The organism is Massilia sp. Root418, assembly GCF_001425265.1.
Taxonomy (GTDB): domain Bacteria; phylum Pseudomonadota; class Gammaproteobacteria; order Burkholderiales; family Burkholderiaceae_D; genus Rugamonas.
On sequence record NZ_LMEC01000023.1, the window covers coordinates 121367 to 137205 of the forward strand.

General features: G+C 65.3%; 16 protein-coding genes. 9 read left to right on the forward strand and 7 right to left on the reverse strand.

What is annotated here, in order from left to right; translation table 11 throughout:
* The first annotated feature begins 79 nt into the window (after positions 1 to 79).
* The 6 genes from ASC94_RS24015 (at position 80) to ASC94_RS24040 (ending at position 7499) form a co-directional block, all read left to right on the forward strand.
* A complete protein-coding gene (locus ASC94_RS24015; protein ID WP_056401846.1) occupies positions 80 to 1450 on the forward strand; it encodes a glutamine synthetase family protein in 1371 nt (456 codons plus the stop codon).
* Positions 1451 to 1462: 12 nt separating this feature from the next.
* Positions 1463 to 2839 carry an aspartate aminotransferase family protein gene (locus ASC94_RS24020; RefSeq protein ID WP_056401848.1) on the forward strand — a complete coding sequence of 459 codons (1377 nt, stop codon included), beginning with the start codon at positions 1463 to 1465 and terminating at the stop codon, positions 2837 to 2839.
* Positions 2840 to 3000: 161 nt separating this feature from the next.
* Complete coding sequence (locus tag ASC94_RS24025) at positions 3001 to 4137, forward strand: ABC transporter ATP-binding protein (protein WP_056401851.1); 1137 nt, start codon at positions 3001 to 3003, stop codon at positions 4135 to 4137.
* A gap of 16 nt (positions 4138 to 4153) precedes the next feature.
* A complete protein-coding gene (locus ASC94_RS24030; protein WP_056401855.1) occupies positions 4154 to 5071 on the forward strand; it encodes an ABC transporter permease subunit in 918 nt (305 codons plus the stop codon).
* The gene (locus ASC94_RS24035; protein ID WP_056401859.1) at positions 5068 to 5907 is read left to right on the forward strand and encodes an ABC transporter permease; all 840 of its coding nucleotides are present in this window, start codon (positions 5068 to 5070) and stop codon (positions 5905 to 5907) included. The genes ASC94_RS24030 and ASC94_RS24035 overlap by 4 nt, the downstream gene beginning before the upstream one ends.
* Positions 5908 to 6011: 104 nt before the next feature.
* On the forward strand, positions 6012 to 7499 hold the full coding sequence (locus ASC94_RS24040; protein WP_056401862.1) for an aldehyde dehydrogenase: 1488 nt from the start codon (positions 6012 to 6014) through the stop codon (positions 7497 to 7499).
* A 114-nt stretch (positions 7500 to 7613) separates the two neighbouring features.
* Here the strand turns inward: ASC94_RS24040 and panB are convergent, their stop codons facing one another.
* The 7 genes from panB to ASC94_RS24075 form a co-directional block, all read right to left on the reverse strand.
* Positions 7614 to 8486: a 3-methyl-2-oxobutanoate hydroxymethyltransferase gene (panB, locus tag ASC94_RS24045; RefSeq protein ID WP_056401865.1), complete on the reverse strand. Its 873-nt coding sequence runs from the start codon at positions 8484 to 8486 to the stop codon at positions 7614 to 7616.
* A gap of 176 nt (positions 8487 to 8662) precedes the next feature.
* Entirely contained in the window at positions 8663 to 8998 is a 336-nt protein-coding gene (locus tag ASC94_RS24050) for a DMT family protein (RefSeq protein WP_056401868.1), read from the reverse strand.
* A gap of 7 nt (positions 8999 to 9005) precedes the next feature.
* The gene (gene folK / locus ASC94_RS24055) at positions 9006 to 9503 is read right to left on the reverse strand and encodes a 2-amino-4-hydroxy-6-hydroxymethyldihydropteridine diphosphokinase (RefSeq protein ID WP_056401870.1); all 498 of its coding nucleotides are present in this window, start codon (positions 9501 to 9503) and stop codon (positions 9006 to 9008) included.
* Positions 9500 to 11113: a polynucleotide adenylyltransferase PcnB gene (gene pcnB / locus ASC94_RS24060; protein ID WP_082616804.1), complete on the reverse strand. Its 1614-nt coding sequence runs from the start codon at positions 11111 to 11113 to the stop codon at positions 9500 to 9502. The genes folK and pcnB overlap by 4 nt, the downstream gene beginning before the upstream one ends.
* Positions 11106 to 11777 carry an HAD family phosphatase gene (locus ASC94_RS24065; RefSeq protein ID WP_056402459.1) on the reverse strand — a complete coding sequence of 224 codons (672 nt, stop codon included), beginning with the start codon at positions 11775 to 11777 and terminating at the stop codon, positions 11106 to 11108. The genes pcnB and ASC94_RS24065 overlap by 8 nt, the downstream gene beginning before the upstream one ends.
* On the reverse strand, positions 11777 to 12445 hold the full coding sequence (gene hda, locus ASC94_RS24070; RefSeq protein WP_056401873.1) for a DnaA regulatory inactivator Hda: 669 nt from the start codon (positions 12443 to 12445) through the stop codon (positions 11777 to 11779). Before hda ends, ASC94_RS24065 begins: the two co-directional genes overlap by 1 nt.
* A 36-nt stretch (positions 12446 to 12481) precedes the next feature.
* A complete protein-coding gene (locus tag ASC94_RS24075) occupies positions 12482 to 13564 on the reverse strand; it encodes an AI-2E family transporter (RefSeq protein WP_056401876.1) in 1083 nt (360 codons plus the stop codon).
* A gap of 139 nt (positions 13565 to 13703) precedes the next feature.
* Between ASC94_RS24075 and purM the strand changes: the two genes are divergently transcribed.
* From purM to ASC94_RS24090, 3 genes are all read left to right on the forward strand, one after another.
* The gene (gene purM / locus ASC94_RS24080) at positions 13704 to 14747 is read left to right on the forward strand and encodes a phosphoribosylformylglycinamidine cyclo-ligase (RefSeq protein WP_056401880.1); all 1044 of its coding nucleotides are present in this window, start codon (positions 13704 to 13706) and stop codon (positions 14745 to 14747) included.
* Between the two features lie 114 nt (positions 14748 to 14861).
* Entirely contained in the window at positions 14862 to 15305 is a 444-nt protein-coding gene (locus ASC94_RS24085) for a nucleotidyltransferase domain-containing protein (RefSeq protein ID WP_229417387.1), read from the forward strand.
* On the forward strand, positions 15280 to 15711 hold the full coding sequence (locus tag ASC94_RS24090) for a DUF86 domain-containing protein (protein ID WP_056401886.1): 432 nt from the start codon (positions 15280 to 15282) through the stop codon (positions 15709 to 15711). Before ASC94_RS24085 ends, ASC94_RS24090 begins: the two co-directional genes overlap by 26 nt.
* Positions 15712 to 15839: the final 128 nt, after the last annotated feature.

Sequence of the window (15839 nt, forward strand, 5' to 3'; positions counted from 1 at the left end):
GGCGGGTTAGGCCAAGCCGTAACCCGCCAGCGCGGCCCGCAACCGGCCGTGTCAGATCAAGACTTTAGAAAGCGTCCCCATGGCAATTCGCGAAAATTTTACCTACACCGATATGGACTTGTGGCTCAATGAGAAACGGGTCACCGAAATCGAATGCCTGGTCCCCGACCTGACCGGCGTCGCCCGCGGCAAGATCCTGCCGCGCGGGAAATTCACGCAGGAGCGCGGCATGCGCATCCCGGAAGCGGTGCTGGGCATGACCGTGACCGGCAACTATCCCACCGACGACGCGGCCTACGACCGCGCCATCTCGGCCACCGACCGCGACATGATCCTCAAGGCCGACCCCACCACCATCACCATGGTGCCATGGGCCACCGACCCCACCGCCCAGGTGATTCACGACTGCTACTTCGCCGACGGCGCGCTGGTGGACTTCGCGCCGCGCACCGTGCTGCGGCGCGTGCTCAAGCTGTACGCGGAGCGCGGCTGGAAGCCGGTGGTGGCGCCCGAGCTGGAGTTCTACCTGACCGCCAAGAATATCGATCCCGACCTGCCGCTCAAGGCGCCCATCGGCCGTAGCGGCCGCGCCGAAACCAGCCGCCAGATCTACAGCATCGATGCGGTCAACGAGTTCGACCCGCTGTTCGAGGACATCTACGACTACTGCGACCTGATGGGCCTGGACGTGGACACCCTGATCCACGAGATCGGCGCCGGCCAGATGGAGATCAACTTTCTGCACGGCGACCCGCTCGGCCTGGCCGACAAGGTGTTCTTCTTCAAGCGCACCCTGCGCGAGGCCGCCCTCAAGCACGACATGTACGCCACCTTCATGGCCAAGCCCATGGCGGGCGAGCCGGGATCGGCCATGCACGTGCACCAGAGCGTGGTGGACGGCAAGACCGGCCGCAACATCTTCAGCAACGAGGACGGCTCGCCGGCCGCCGTGTTCAAGCACTACATCGGCGGCCTGCAGCGCTACATGCCGTCCGCCATGGCCATCGTGGCGCCCTACGTGAACTCCTACCGCCGCCTGGTGCGCCACACGGCCGCGCCGATCAACATCCAGTGGGGCGTGGACAACCGCACCGTGGGGTTCCGGGTGCCCGAATCCGGCGTGCAGGACCGCCGCATCGAAAACCGCATCATCGGCGCGGACGCCAATCCCTACCTGGCGCTGGCTGTCACGCTGGCCTGCGGCTACCTCGGCATGACCGAGCAGATCGAACCCACGCCGGCCACCACCGGCAGCGCCTACGACATGAAGTACGAACTGCCGCAAGGCCTGCCGGAGGCGCTGGCCGCGCTGCGCAAGGAGGACAAGCTGCGCGCAGTGCTGGGCGACCGCTTCATCGACGTGTACGCCGCCATCAAGGACGTGGAGCACCAGGAGTTCATGAAGGTGATCAGCCCATGGGAACGCGAACACCTGCTGCTGCACGTTTAAGGAGAGGCCGCCATGACGGACACCAAGACCATCCAGCGGCAGGATCACGCCCACTACATGCACCCCTTTACCGACCACAAGGCGCTGGGCGAGAAGGGCGTGCGCGTGATGTTGCGCGGCGAAGGCATCTACCTGTGGGATTCGGAGGGCAACAAGATCCTGGACGGCATGTCCGGCCTGTGGTGCGTGGCGGTGGGCTACGGCCGCACCAGCATCTCGAAGGCCGTGTACGAGCAGATGGAGACGCTGCCGTTCTATAACAGCTTCTTCAACACCACCAATGTGCCGGCCGTGCAGCTGGCGGCGCGGCTGACGCAGCTGGCGCCGGCCGGTTTCAACCGCGTGTTCTTCACCGGCTCCGGCTCCGAGGCGAACGACACCAACGTGCGCATGGTGCGCCGCTACTGGGACCTGCTGGGCTTCAAGGAGCGCCATGTCATCATCAGCCGCCACAACTCCTACCACGGCAGCACCATGGCGGGCGCCTCGCTGGGCGGCATGAGCGGCATGCACGAGCAGGGCGGGCTGCCGATTCCCGGCATTGTCCACATCGGCCAGCCCAATTACTACGACGACGGCGCAGGCCTGACCCCGGACGAATTCGGCCTGCGCGCCGCCTCCTGGCTGGAGGCCAAGATACTGGAAGTGGGGCCGGACAAGGTGGCCGCCTTCATCGGCGAGCCGGTGCAGGGCGCGGGCGGCGTCATCATCCCGCCGGACAGCTACTGGCCCGAGATCCGCCGCATCTGCGACAAGTACGGCATCCTGCTGATCGCCGACGAAGTCATCACAGGCTTCGGGCGGCTGGGCCGCTGGTTCGCCTCCGAACCGTTCAAGCCGGACCTGATCACCTTCGCCAAGGGTGTCACTTCCGGCTACGTGCCGCTGGGCGGGGTGCTGGTGAGCGACCGCGTGGCCGACGTGCTGATCGGGCAGGGCGGCGACTTCAATCACGGCTTCACTTACTCGGGCCACCCGGTGGCGTGCGCGGCGGCGCTGGAAAACCTGCGCATCATCGAGGACGAAGGCCTGGTCGAGCGCGTGGCGCACGATGCCGGCGCCTATCTGAAGCGCGCTTTCGGCACGCTGGCCGAACACCCGCTGGTCGGCACGGCCGAGACCTGCGGCTTCATGGCAGGCCTCAACCTGGTCAGGCGCAAGGCGGAAAACGTGCACTACCAGGTGCGTTTCGACCCGGCCCAGGGCGTGGGCATGCTGTGCCGCGCCCACATGTTCAGCACCGGCATCATCATGCGCGCCGTGGGCGACCGCATGATCATCGCCCCCCCGCTGGTGATGACGCACGCGCAGATCGACGAGATGGTGGCGCTGATCCGCCGCGCGCTGGACCTGACCCTGCAAGAAGTTCGCGCGAAGGGCTGGGTGTGAATGGGCGGCAGGCGGCGGTTTTGCAGGGCGGGTTAGCACGGAGTGCGTAACCCGCCTGCATTTTGGTAGTCTTCCTCGATATGCTGCATTTATAATCACGTCTTTTGCCGTGCGGATTTGCCGCGCGCGTGCATCCCGATTAAGATTATCAATTCGCCAATATGACGACAGCCCACCCCGCCGACGCTGGCCAGCCCTTTCTGTTAATCCGCAATCTGGTCAAGGATTTCGACGGCGTGCGCGCCGTAAACGACGTGTCGGTGACGATCAACAAGGGCGAAATCTTCGCGCTGCTGGGCAGTTCGGGCTGCGGCAAATCGACCCTGTTGCGCATGCTGGCCGGCTTCGAAACGCCGACCTCGGGCGCCATCACGCTGGGCGGGCAGGACATCATCAGCACGCCGCCGTACGAGCGCCCCATCAACATGATGTTCCAGTCCTACGCGCTGTTCCCGCACCTGTCGGTGTGGGACAACATCGCCTTCGGCCTGCGCCGCGACGGCCTGCCGAAAGACCAGATCGCCGACCGCGTGGACAAGATGCTGTCGCTGGTGCAGCTGTCGGCTTACGGCAAGCGCAAGCCGCACCAGCTCTCCGGCGGCCAGCAGCAGCGCGTGGCGCTGGCGCGCAGCCTGGCCAAGCGCCCGCAGCTGCTGCTGCTGGACGAGCCGCTGGGGGCACTGGACAAGAAACTGCGCGAGCAGACCCAGGTCGAACTGGTGAACATCATCGAACAGGTCGGCGTGACCTGCGTGATGGTGACGCACGACCAGGACGAAGCCATGAGCATGGCCACCCGCATCGCCATCATGAGCGAAGGCCGCATCCTGCAGGTGGGCGCGCCGGGCGAGATCTACGAAACGCCGAACTGCCGCTTCGTGGCCGACTTCATCGGCTCGGTCAACCTGTTTGAAGGCCGCGTGATCGAAGACCAGCCGGGCTATGTGATCATTGAAACGGACGAGACCACGCATTACGTCAGCCACGGCATCACCGGCACCGACAAGATGGAAGTGGGCGTGGCGGTGCGCCCGGAGAAGATCGTGTTGCAGCCGAACGCGCCCACCATGTCGCAGCGCGCCAAGGTGGAGGAGCACGGCCACAACTGCGTGCAAGGCGTGATCGCCGCGATCTCCTACTTCGGCAACGAAACCCACTACCAGGTGAAGCTGGACAGCGGCATGCAGCTCAAGGTGGCGCGCACCAATTCCGCGCGCCACGCCGAAGCCCGTTTGCAGCGCGACCAGCGCGTGCACGCATGGTGGGACGGCAGCGACGTTGTCGTGTTGACCCGTTGACCGGCAGGGGCGCTCCATGTTCACATTCTTCAAAGACCTGCTGACGCTGCGCTGGCTGAACGGCCGCAGCGCCGTCATCTCCGTGCCCTACCTGTGGCTGATCGGTGCCTTCCTGATCCCCTTCCTGATCGTGGCGCGCATCAGCTTCACGGAGGTCGATGCCGGCAATCCCTTCGGCACCCTGGCCACCTACGCCGACGGCATCGTCGACATCAAGATCAAGGTATCGAACTACCTGTTCATCGCGGCCGACGAGCTGTACGTGCTGACCTATCTCAGCTCGCTCAAGTACGCCGCCATCACCACCGCCTGCTGCCTGCTGATCGGCTACCCCTTCGCCTACTTCATGGCGCGCGCCAGGCCCTCGTTGCGCCCGGTGCTGCTGATGATGGTGATGCTGCCGTTCTGGACCTCCTTCCTGCTGCGCATCTACGCCTGGAAGGGCATCCTGGCCAACCAGGGCATCCTGAACCACTTCCTCATGTCCAGCGGCGTGATCGCCGAGCCGCTGCACATGATGAATACCTCGTTCTCGCTGGTGATCGGCATGGTGTACGCCTACCTGCCGTTCATGATACTGCCGCTGTACACCAACCTGGCCAAGATGGACCTGCGCTTCCTGGAAGCGGCGGCCGACCTGGGCGCCACGCCGTGGCAGGCGTTCTGGCGCATCACGGTGCCGCTGTCGAAGTCCGGCATCATTGCCGGCTCCATGCTGGTGTTCATACCCGCGGTGGGCGAGTACGTCATCCCCGAGCTGCTGGGCGGCCCGGAAACGCTGATGATAGGCCGCGTGCTGTGGGACGAGTTCTTTACCAATAACGACTGGCCGATGGCGTCTTCCGTCACCGTGGTGGTCATCCTGCTGATCCTGGTGCCGATGGCCATCCTCAACAAATACCAGGCCGAACAAGGCGAAGGAGGCCGCAAATGAAGGGTGCATCGATCCCGCGCTGGTTTGGCCGCGGCTGGCTTTCGCTGGGCTACCTGTTCCTCTACCTGCCCATCATCGTGCTGGTGGTGTTCTCGTTCAACAGCTCGCGCCAGGACATGGTGTGGACCGGCTTTTCCACCCAGTGGTACGGCGAATTGATGAACGACGCCGAAATCATTTCCGGCTTCGGCCTCTCGCTGCGCATCGCCTTCCTCACCGCCTGCTCGTCCGTGGTGCTGGGCACCTTTGCCGCCTTCGTGCTGAACCGCTACCGCCGCTTCGCCGGCCGCACCCTGTTCTCGGCCATGGCCAGCGCGCCGCTGGTGATGCCGGAAGTGATCATCGGCCTGTCGCTGCTGCTGATGCTGGTGTCGGTGCAGAAGATGTTCGGCTTCCCCGAGCGCGGCCTCAGCACCATCTGGATCGGCCACACCCTGCTGGGCATGGCCTACGCCACCGTGGTGGTGCAATCGCGCCTGCAGGAGATGAGCAAGTCGCTGGAAGAGGCGGCCATGGACCTGGGCTGCCGCCCGCACCAGGTGTTCTTCCTGGTGACCCTGCCCAACATCAAGCAGGCGCTGGCCTCGGCCTGGCTGCTGACTTTCACCCTGTCGCTGGACGACGTGGTGCTGTCCGCCTTCCTGTCCGGCCCCGGTTCGTCCACCATGCCGCTGGTGATCTTCTCGCGCGCCCGCCTGGGCCTGGACCCGCGCGTCAACGCGGTGGCGGCCATCACCATCCTGGTGGTCACGGTGGCGGTGATCGCCTCCAGCGTCATCATGGCGCGCACCCAGCGCGCACGAATGAAACAAGTCGCCCACGCCGCCAAGGCGTAAAATCGTATGGAACCGGCCGCGCCCACGCAGCAACGTAGGGCGGGTTAGGCGCAAAGCGCCGTAACCCGCCAGCGCCGCGTCCCCCAAACGACAAGGAGCCCAGCATGGCAGACGCACTTTGGCACGAGCGCGCACTTGCGCTGAACATCGACGGCCGCGCCTTCATCAACGGAGAGCGCGCCTGGTCCCGCACCGAGCAGCAGTTCGACAAACACTCCCCCATCGACGGCCGCAAGCTGGCCGCCGTGGCCCGCTGCGGTGCGCCCGACGTGGACGCCGCCGTGCAGTCCGCCCGCGCCGCCTTCGAGGACGGCCGCTGGTCCGGCATGCCGCCCGCCAAACGCAAGCGCGTACTGATACGCTTCGCTGACCTGATCCAGCAAAACACCGCCGAACTGGCGCTGCTGGAAACGCTGGACATGGGCAAGCCCATCAAATACAGCCAGAGCGTGGACGTGGGCTCGGCCGCCAACTGCATCCGCTGGTACGGCGAAGCGGTGGACAAGGTGTACGACGAAATCGCCCCGACCGCCAGCAGCAGCCTCGCGCTGATCACGCGCGAACCGGTGGGCGTGGTGGGCGCCATCATCCCCTGGAACTACCCGATGATCATGGCCGCCTGGAAGATTGCCCCGGCGCTCGCGGCCGGCAACAGCGTGGTGCTCAAGCCGTCCGAGAAAGCGCCGCTGACCTCCTTGCGGCTGGCCGAACTGGCGCTGCAGGCCGGCATTCCCGCCGGCGTGTTCAGCGTGCTGCCGGGCTACGGCAACGAGGCCGGCAGCGCGCTGGCGCTGCACATGGACGTCGACTGCATCGCCTTCACCGGCTCCACGCGGGTGGGCAAGCAGATCATGCAGATGGCCGGACAGTCGAACCTGAAGCGCGCCTGGACTGAGCTGGGCGGCAAGTCCGCCAACATCGTCTGCGCCGACTGCCCGGACCTGGATGCGGCGGTGGCGGCGGCGGTGGGCTCCATCTATTTCAACCAGGGTGAAAGCTGCAATGCGCCTTCGCGGCTGTTCGTGGAAGAGTCGGTCAAGGACGCGTTCATCGAGAAGGCGCTGGCCATGGTGCCGCGCTACCAGCCGGGCGACCCGCTGGACGAGGCCACCGTGATGGGCGCCATCGTGGACGAAGTGCAGATGAAAACGGTGCTGGGCTATATCGAAGCCGGCAAGCATGGCGGGGCGCGCCTGCTGGCAGGCGGCGCGCAGGAGCGCGCACAAAGCGGCGGCTACTATGTGGCGCCGACCCTGTTCGACCAGGTGGACAGCGGCATGAAGATCGCGCAGGAAGAGATATTCGGGCCGGTGCTGTCGGTGCTCAGCTTCAGCGACGTGCAGGACGCCGTGAAGCAGGCCAACGCCACGCCCTACGGTTTGCAGGCGGCGGTGTGGAGCGCCGACATGAGCAAGGCGATCCAGGTGGCGCGGGCGCTGCGTGCGGGCACGGTGCACGTGAACCAGTACGATGGCGACGATATCACCGTGCCCTTTGGCGGCTACAAACAGTCCGGCAACGGCCGTGACAAGTCGCTGCACGCCTTCGACAAGTACACCGAGCTGAAAACCACGTGGATACAGATAGGCTAGCGCCCGGCGGGTTACGCGCAAGCGCTAACCCGCCCTACGACCTTGCCCGCCACGGTAACGCGGGCACGTAGGGCGGGTTAGAGCCGCAGGCTCGTAACCCGCCGCTGCCCGCGCCTAAAAGCAGTGCTCCAGCGCCGGGAACGACCCATCCTTGACCGCCGCCACATACGCGCCGACCGCCGCGTCGATACTGGTCTGCCCTTCCATGAAGTTCTTCACGAAGCGCGCCTTGCGGCCCGGGAACACGCCCAGCAGATCGTGCATCACCAGCACCTGTCCCGAGCAATCCGGACCGGCGCCGATGCCGATGGTCGGCATGGTCAGCAGCTCGGTCACTTCCTTGCCCAGCTGCGTGGGAATCGCCTCCAGCACCACCATCGCGGCACCGGCTGCCTGCAGCTTCAGCGCATCCGCCTTCAGCAGCTCCGCGCTCTCGGTGGTCTTGCCCTGCACCTTGTAGCCGCCCAGCTGGTGCACCGACTGCGGCGTCAGGCCAAGGTGCGCGCAAACGGGCACCGAGCGCTCGGTGAGGAATTTCACGGTCTCGGCCAGCCAGGCGCCGCCCTCGATCTTCACCATGTGCGCGCCGGCCTGCATCAGCTTGACCGCGTTGTCGAAAGCCTGCTGCGGGTTGGCGTATGTGCCGAACGGCATATCGGCCAGCACCAGCGCCGACTTGTTGCCGCGCGCGACAGCCCTGGTGTGGTAAGCCACTTCATCCAGCGTCACCGGCAGCGTCGAATCCAGGCCGTTGCACACCATGCCCAGCGAATCGCCGATCAGCAGCACTTCCACGCCGCAGCGGTCCATCAGCGAAGCGAAGCTCGCGTCGTAGCAGGTCAGCATGGTGATCTTGTCGCCGGCGGCCTTGCGCGCGTTCAGCGCGGGGATGGTGACCGCCTTCTGCGCCACAGGCTTTGACGGCGCGGCAGCCGCCGGTGCGCCAGAGCTCGTGCCAGCGGCCGGCACCGGAGCGCTGCCCGCCATTTCATTACCTTGCAAATAACCAGACATGGGATTCCTCAAGTAGTGTAATTCCGGTGGCGCCAGTGTAATCCCTGCCGCCAAACCGCGTATTCTACCTGCGAACGAACTTTCTTTTCAGCGCGGAAAACGGAAATAGATGGCGGCCACTACTTGCCCCTGCTTGCCGCTACTTGCCGCTACTTGCCGACAAAGAGGAAGGCCACGGCCGCCATGATGCAGCCGAACGCCGCCAGGTGGCGCCAGCTCACCGGCTCGCCCAGCACGGTCACCATGAACACGCCGAACACGATCAGCGCAATCGCCTCCTGCGTCACCTTCAGCTGCCCCGCGCTCCAGCCGCTGGCGAAGCCGATCCGGTTGGCCGGCACCGCCAGGCAGTACTCCACGAACGCGATGGCCCAGCTGATCATGATGACCGTGAACAGCGGCTTGTTCATCCCGCCCTTCAAGTGCCAGTACCACGCGATGGTCATGAAAATGTTGGAAGCGGCGAGGAGCAGGAGTGTTTGCATGGTGGGCTTACAGCCTGGTGATGGCCTGGTCTGCGACGGCGGATTCATAGCAGCGTGCCGGGGCGCGGCCGGGGATGGCGATGTTGCCGGCGATTTCCAGCAGCGGCACGATGACGAAGGCGCGTTCGCACATGCGCGGATGCGGCACCTGCAGCGCGGGTGTCCTGATTTCCTGCTGACCGTAGAGCAGCACGTCCAGGTCCAGCGTGCGCGGGGCATTGCGGTAGGGGCGCTCGCGGCCGTGGGCCAGCTCGATCGCTTGCAGCGCCTGCAGCAGCGCTTCCGCATCCAGCTCTGTTTCCAGGCAGGCGACGGCGTTGATGTAGTCGTCGCCGCTGGAGTCGATCGGGGCGGTGCGGTACAGCGAGGACACGGCGCTCACTGTGCAGCCGGGCAGGGCGCGCAGGCGCGCGATGGCGTCCTGCACGTTGGCCTGCGCGTCGCCCAGGTTGGCGCCGATGCCGATGTAGGCGGTGGTGCGCACGGGGCTCGGCACGGCGTTCATTCGCTGTCGTTGCCGCCGCTGCCGGACTCGGCGCCGGCAGGGGCGCGCTTGCGGGGCGCGCGCGGCGCACGCGAGCGCGGTGGACGCGGTTCGCGCGGCGCGGTATCGGCGCCTGCGTCAGCGCCGGCTTCCGCCTGCGCGCCGCCGGCCGCCCGGCCGCCGGCCCGGCCGGCGTCGGCATGGCTGGTGCCGCTGTATTCGTTGTCGCCGTAGCCGTCCTGGCTACCCTGGCCGCTCTGGCCCGACTCGCCGCCGCCTTCACTGCCTTCGCCTTTGCTGCGGCCGCCACGGCGTGGAGGACGCTTGCGTTTCGCGCCGCCGGCTGCCGCGCCGCCGTGGCTCAGGCCAGCGACCAGCTGTTCGCGTTCGGTTTCGTCGCCGTCGTAGAAGGCGGTCCACCATTCGCCCAGTTCGGCGTCGATCTCGCCCGAGGCGCAGCGCAGCAGCAGGAAGTCGTAGCCGGCGCGGAAGCGCAGGTGTTCCAGCAGCTTGTATGGGTTCTTGCCGGTGCGGCGCTCGAAGCGCGGCTGCATCGACCAGATGTCGCGCATGTCGGAACCGATCTTGCGCTGCAGGGCCAGTTTTTCGGTCTGCGAGTCCAGCACGTCGTCCGCCGCCAGGTGCAGCGCCGGGATCGGGAATTCGCCGGCCGCCTTGTAGGCGTTCCATTTCTCCAGCACCTGGTGCCACAGCAGCGATGCGAACAGGAAGCCCGGCGAGACGGTCTTGCCGGCGTGGATGCGCTTGTCGGTCGAGTCCAGCGCCAGCGTCACGAACTTCACGCCCAGCGGCTGTTCCAGCACCACGTCCAGCAGCGGCAGCAGGCCGTGGTGCAGGCCTTCTTTACGCAGCTGCAGCAGGCAGGCCAGTGCCTGGCCCGACATGAGCAGCTTGAGCATCTCGTCGAACACGCGCGCCGGCGGCACATTGTTGATCAACGGTGCCATCACGGTGATGGGCTCGCGCGTGCCCGGCTCGATCTGGAAGCCCAGCTTGGCGGCGAAGCGCGTCACGCGCAGCATGCGCACCGGATCTTCGCGGTAGCGCGCTTCCGGCACGCCGATGATGCGCAGCGTCCTGGCACGGATGTCCTCGATGCCGCCGTGGTAGTCCCACACTTCCTCGTTGGCTGGGTTGTAGTACATGGCGTTGATGGTGAAGTCGCGCCGCTCGGCGTCCTCCGCCATGCTGCCGAAGGTGTTGTCGCGCAGGACGCGGCCGTGTTCATCTTTCGGCGCGTTCTCGATCGACGGGCCGCGGAAGGTGGTCACCTCCAGCAGGTCCTGGCCGAACATCACGTGCACGATCTGGAAGCGCTTGCCGATGATGAAGGCGCGCCGGAACAGGCGTTTCACCTGCTCGGGCGTGGCGTCGGTGGCGATGTCGAAGTCTTTCGGCTTCACGCCCAGCAGCAGGTCGCGCACGGCGCCGCCGACCACGAAGGCCTGGTAGCCCGCTTCCTGCAGGGTGCTGGTCACGCGCACGGCGTTGGAGGACAGCAGGCGCGGGTCGATGCCGTGCTGGTTGGCGCCCAGGATCACCGGCACGCTGGTGTCGCGTGCGGGAGCTTCTTTGACGCCGAGGATTTTGCGGATCAATTTCTTAATCATTGAATAGTTTTATCGTTGGCCAGCCTTGTTCGGCGGCGTGGCTGGTCAGTGCGGCGTTCGGATTGGTGGCCACCGGGTGGGTGACGACCGACATCAGCGGGATGTCGTTGTGCGAGTCGCTGTAGAAATACACGGTCTCGAAGTCTTCCAGGCGCTTGCCCAGTTTTTCGAGCCAGGCCTTGGTGTGCACCACCTTGCCGTGGCCCTGGGTGGGGGTGCCCACCAGTTTGCCGGTGATGCTGCCGTCGGCCGCCACTTCCGGCATGGCCGCGATCAGGTGCTCGATGCCCAGCGCTTGCGCGATGGGCGCGGTGATAAAGTGGTTGGTGGCGGTGACGATGGCCACCAGGTCGCCGGCGTCCAGGTGCTTTTGCAGCAGCGCGCGCGCGGTTGGGCGGATGGCCGGGGCGATCACTTCGCGCATGAACTGCGCGTGCATCTCGTCCAGCTTGGCGCGCGGGAAGCCGGCCAGGGTGCCGAGCGAGAATTCGAGGTATTCCACCGGGTCCAGCGTGCCGGCCTGGTATTGCTCGAAGAAGGCTTGGTTGCGGGCCGCGAAGGCCTGCGCGTCGACTGCGCCGATGCGGCACAGGAATTGGCCCCATTCGTAGTCCGAATCGATGGGCAGCAGGGTATGGTCGAGGTCAAACAGGGCCAGGTTCATCATTCTTTCGCTTCCGCCTGCAGCCATTCGCGCAGCAGCGGCAGGGTAATGGGACGTTGGGTTTCAAGGGAATATTGGTCTAGCGCGTCCAGCATTTCCGACAGCGAGCGCATGTCGCGCCGGTAATGCGAAAGCAAATAGGGTAACACGCCGGGCGACAGCGTCAACCCGCGGGCGGCCGCCGCCGTGGTCAAAGCGGCAACCTTTTCATCATCGGTCAGGCCGTGCAGGCGGTAGATCAGGCCCCAGCCCATGCGCGTGCGCAGGTCCTCGCGCACCGGCAGCACGGCCGGCGCCACGGCGCCGCTGCACACCATGAAGGCGTTGTTGGCGCGGATCTCGTTGAACAGGGCGAAGGCGTCGATCTGGGCCAGCGGCGAGAGCTTTTCGCAGTCGTCCAGCAGGTACAGGTCCACTTCCGGCGAGTAGACGAATTCGGATTCGATCGAGAACGGCGTGATGTAGCGCGCCCCTTCCAGGGCGCCCAGCGCTTTCAGGATGTGGCTCTTGCCGGCGCCGATGTCGCCCCACAGGTAGGCGAAATGCTCGCGCGAGCTGCGGCCGGCGAACTCGCGCATCAGCGCGGCCACCTCGGCGTTTTGCCCCACTTCGAAGGAATCGAGGGTGAGCACAGGCTCGGCGCCTAAATCCAGCACCAGTTGCTTCATGGCTCGCGTCCCGCGGTTGTTAAATTCGTCTTCACACTACGCATTATAAAAGCTGCTGCGCAAGTAGTGGCTGCGAAGATGCTTAAAGGCCACCATCAGGATGGCCGAGGCGGGCAGGGCCAGCAGCACGCCGACAAAGCCGAACAGCTGGCCGAAGGCCAGCAGCGCGAAGATCACGGCCAGCGGATTGAGGCCGATACGCTCGCCCACCAGGCGCGGGGTGAGGAAAAAGCCCTCGATCACCTGGCCGGCGCCGTAGATGATGGCCACGGCGACCACGCCGCTCCAGTCGGTGAACTGTAACACGGCGGCGATCAGCGCCAGCACCAGGCCCAGGCCGAAGCCCAGGTAGGGGATGAAGACCAGCAGGCCGGTCAGGATGCCCACCGGCAGGGCCACGTCGAAGCCGGCGATGGCCAGGCAGGTCGAGTAGTACACCGCCAGCACCACCATCACCAGCAGCTGGCCGCGCAGGTACTGGGCCAGCAGGGTGTCGACTTCCTCGGCCATGGCCACGGTGGCGCCGATGTAGCGGCGCGGTACGGCGCCGGCGATGCGGGCGATCATCTGGTGCCAGTCCAGCAGCAGGTAGAACAGCAGCACCGGCACCAGCACCACGGTGGCGATCCAGCCCAGCACGGCGGTGCCGCCGACGCGCGCCGAGGCCAGCACGGCGGTCCAGATCTCGTCGCCGCTGGTGACCATTTGCTGCGACACCAGCTTCTTGATGCCGGCGCTGTCGAGTTGCACCTTGATGCCCATCTCGCGCAGGCGCGGGCTGAGCACGTCGTTGGCCTTGGCCAGGAAGGCCGGGATCTGCGCCTGCAGCAGCGGGATCTCGGTCTGCAGCACCGGCACCACGATCAGCACCAGCGACAGCACGGCGCAGAAGAACAGCAGCACCACGACCACCACCGCCAGCGGGCGCGGCACGTCGAAGCGGCCCAGGCGCAGGTGGTCGATGCGGTCCACGCCGGGATTGAGCGCGTAGGCGATGATGGCCGCCGCGAGGAAGGGGGTGAGCACGGGGCCCAGGGCCACCAGCAACACGCCGAATGCCAGCCATAAAACTACCCAGAATGCCGTTTGTTTTTGTTCGACCGAGAGGGGAAATGGCATGTGGGGAAGATGTTTTTCGTAAAAACGGCAGGTTGACGGGGCATTTTGATAAAATAGCGGACTTGCCGGGTTTTGCGTCACAAATGCACGAATTCCGGCCACCGCCTTCTATTTTACCGCCTCCGCTGCGAAATACACCATGAGCCAACCTTCTAATGTTTCCCTGTCCTACCGTGACGCCGGCGTCGATATCGACGCGGGCGACGCTTTAGTCGAAGCGATCAAGCCGTTTGCCAAGCGCACCATGCGTGAAGGCGTGATGGCCGGCATCGGCGGCTTCGGCGCGCTGTTCGAGATCAGCAAGAAGTACCAGGAGCCGGTGCTGGTGTCCGGCACGGACGGCGTGGGCACCAAGCTCAAGCTGGCTTTCGAGCTGAACCGCCACGACACGGTGGGCATCGATCTGGTGGCCATGAGCGTGAACGACATTCTGGTGCAGGGCGCCGAGCCGCTGTTCTTCCTGGACTACTTCGCGTGCGGCAAGCTGGACGTGCCGCAGGCGACCGACGTCATCAAGGGCATTGCCAAGGGCTGCGAGCAGTCCGGCGCAGCGCTGATCGGCGGCGAAACCGCCGAGATGCCGAGCATGTACCCGGCCGGCGAATACGACCTGGCCGGTTTCGCGGTGGGCGTGGTGGAAAAATCGAAAATCATCGACGGCACCAAGATCGTCCCGGGCGACGTGGTGCTGGGCCTGGCCTCGTCGGGCGCGCACTCCAACGGTTACTCGCTGGTGCGCAAGATCATCGAAGTGGCCAAGCCGGACCTGGAAGGCGACTTCCACGGCCGCAAGCTGGCCGACGTGCTGATGGAGCCGACCCGCATCTACGTCAAGCCGCTGCTGGCGCTGATGGCGTCGATGGAAGTCAAAGGCCTGGTGCACATCACCGGCGGCGGCCTGGTGGAAAACATCCCGCGCGTGCTGCAGCCTGGCCTGACCGCCGAGCTGGACGGCAAGTCGTGGACCCTGCCGCCGCTGTTCCAGTGGCTGCAGCAGCACGGCGGCGTGGCCGACGCTGAAATGCACCGCGTGTTCAACTGCGGCATCGGTATGACGGTGATCGTCTCGGCCGAGAATGCGGACGCCGCCATGGCGCAGCTGCAAGCAGCAGGCGAAACCGTCTACCGCATCGGCGCCATCCGCGCCTCGGCGGAAGGCGAACACCAGTGCGTTGTGGTTTAATGGCTAAGGCGCGGACCTGATCCGCGCCGCGCGATGCCGCGCACATGCCGCGCACTTGCTGACTAAGCGGACCATGCCCCGGCATCGTCCGCTTTTCTCTTTTTTGGAGCCAGCATGACGGCGGCAATACCAGCACGAATGACTTCGGTATCTGAAGGCGAGATCGTCGCCATCTTGCAAGCGGCCTTGCCGAACCTGCTGGCGGTGTACGCCTTCGGCAGCCGCGTGCATGGTACGGCGTCGCTGGACAGCGATCTTGACCTGGCAGTCCTGGTAGCTGGTAAGGTGCCACCTCTGCAAGCCTGGGACCTGGCTCAGACACTGGCCATCCGGCTCGACCACGACGTCGATCTGCTCGACTTGCGCGAGGTCTCGACCGTGATGCAGTACCAGGTCATCACTACCGGCAGACGGCTGTGGGCAAAGGATGCCCAGGCCGGACTGTTTGAGTGTGTGGTTTTGAGCGAAAAAACCAAGCTGGACGAGGGCCGGGCTGGATTACTGCGGGATATTCAATGCGAGGGCAAGGTGTATGGCAGAACAGCGCAGAGGCGATGACGTCGTTATCAACAAGGCCGCCACCATAGAGCGCTGCGTGGCGCGGGCGCGCGAGGAGTATGCGAAAGATCCCGCCACCTTCACCAGCGACCACACCCGCCATGATGCCGCCATCCTGAATATTCAAAGAGCCTGCGAGGCCGCCTTGGATGTGGGGCAGCATTTGATCCGCCGGGAGGGGCTGGGTGTACCGCAGAGTTCGCGCGATGTGTTCACCCTGCTGTACCAGGCGGGGTGGATCGACGCACCGCTGAGCGACGTTATGAAACGTATGGTTGGCTTCCGCAACATCGCGGTCCATGACTATCAGGCATTGCAGTCGGCCATTACAGTGGCCATTGTTACAAACCATTTAAATGACTTCTTAGCCTTCAGCGATGTTGTGCTCCGCCATCGGGAAGATTGACCTGGCTCACACCGGGCATCGGAACGATACTTGATCCTGCTAGAGCTCGAGCCTGACGCCCGATTTACTTTTTGAATTTTGCGGATGACACCACAGATCCAGCATTGCGGTCAGTATGGTGGGGCATT

Coding starts and splice junctions, on each gene's coding strand:
- ASC94_RS24015 (WP_056401846.1), top strand. CDS start 80: ATGGCAATTCGCGAAAATTTTACCTACACCGATATGGACTTGTGGCTC.
- ASC94_RS24020 (WP_056401848.1), top strand. CDS start 1,463: ATGACGGACACCAAGACCATCCAGCGGCAGGATCACGCCCACTACATG.
- ASC94_RS24025 (WP_056401851.1), top strand. CDS start 3,001: ATGACGACAGCCCACCCCGCCGACGCTGGCCAGCCCTTTCTGTTAATC.
- ASC94_RS24030 (WP_056401855.1), top strand. CDS start 4,154: ATGTTCACATTCTTCAAAGACCTGCTGACGCTGCGCTGGCTGAACGGC.
- ASC94_RS24035 (WP_056401859.1), top strand. CDS start 5,068: ATGAAGGGTGCATCGATCCCGCGCTGGTTTGGCCGCGGCTGGCTTTCG.
- ASC94_RS24040 (WP_056401862.1), top strand. CDS start 6,012: ATGGCAGACGCACTTTGGCACGAGCGCGCACTTGCGCTGAACATCGAC.
- panB (WP_056401865.1), bottom strand. CDS start 8,486: ATGGCGGGCAGCGCTCCGGTGCCGGCCGCTGGCACGAGCTCTGGCGCA.
- ASC94_RS24050 (WP_056401868.1), bottom strand. CDS start 8,998: ATGCAAACACTCCTGCTCCTCGCCGCTTCCAACATTTTCATGACCATC.
- folK (WP_056401870.1), bottom strand. CDS start 9,503: ATGAACGCCGTGCCGAGCCCCGTGCGCACCACCGCCTACATCGGCATC.
- pcnB (WP_082616804.1), bottom strand. CDS start 11,113: ATGATTAAGAAATTGATCCGCAAAATCCTCGGCGTCAAAGAAGCTCCC.
- ASC94_RS24065 (WP_056402459.1), bottom strand. CDS start 11,777: ATGAACCTGGCCCTGTTTGACCTCGACCATACCCTGCTGCCCATCGAT.
- hda (WP_056401873.1), bottom strand. CDS start 12,445: ATGAAGCAACTGGTGCTGGATTTAGGCGCCGAGCCTGTGCTCACCCTC.
- ASC94_RS24075 (WP_056401876.1), bottom strand. CDS start 13,564: ATGCCATTTCCCCTCTCGGTCGAACAAAAACAAACGGCATTCTGGGTA.
- purM (WP_056401880.1), top strand. CDS start 13,704: ATGAGCCAACCTTCTAATGTTTCCCTGTCCTACCGTGACGCCGGCGTC.
- ASC94_RS24085 (WP_229417387.1), top strand. CDS start 14,862: ATGACGGCGGCAATACCAGCACGAATGACTTCGGTATCTGAAGGCGAG.
- ASC94_RS24090 (WP_056401886.1), top strand. CDS start 15,280: ATGGCAGAACAGCGCAGAGGCGATGACGTCGTTATCAACAAGGCCGCC.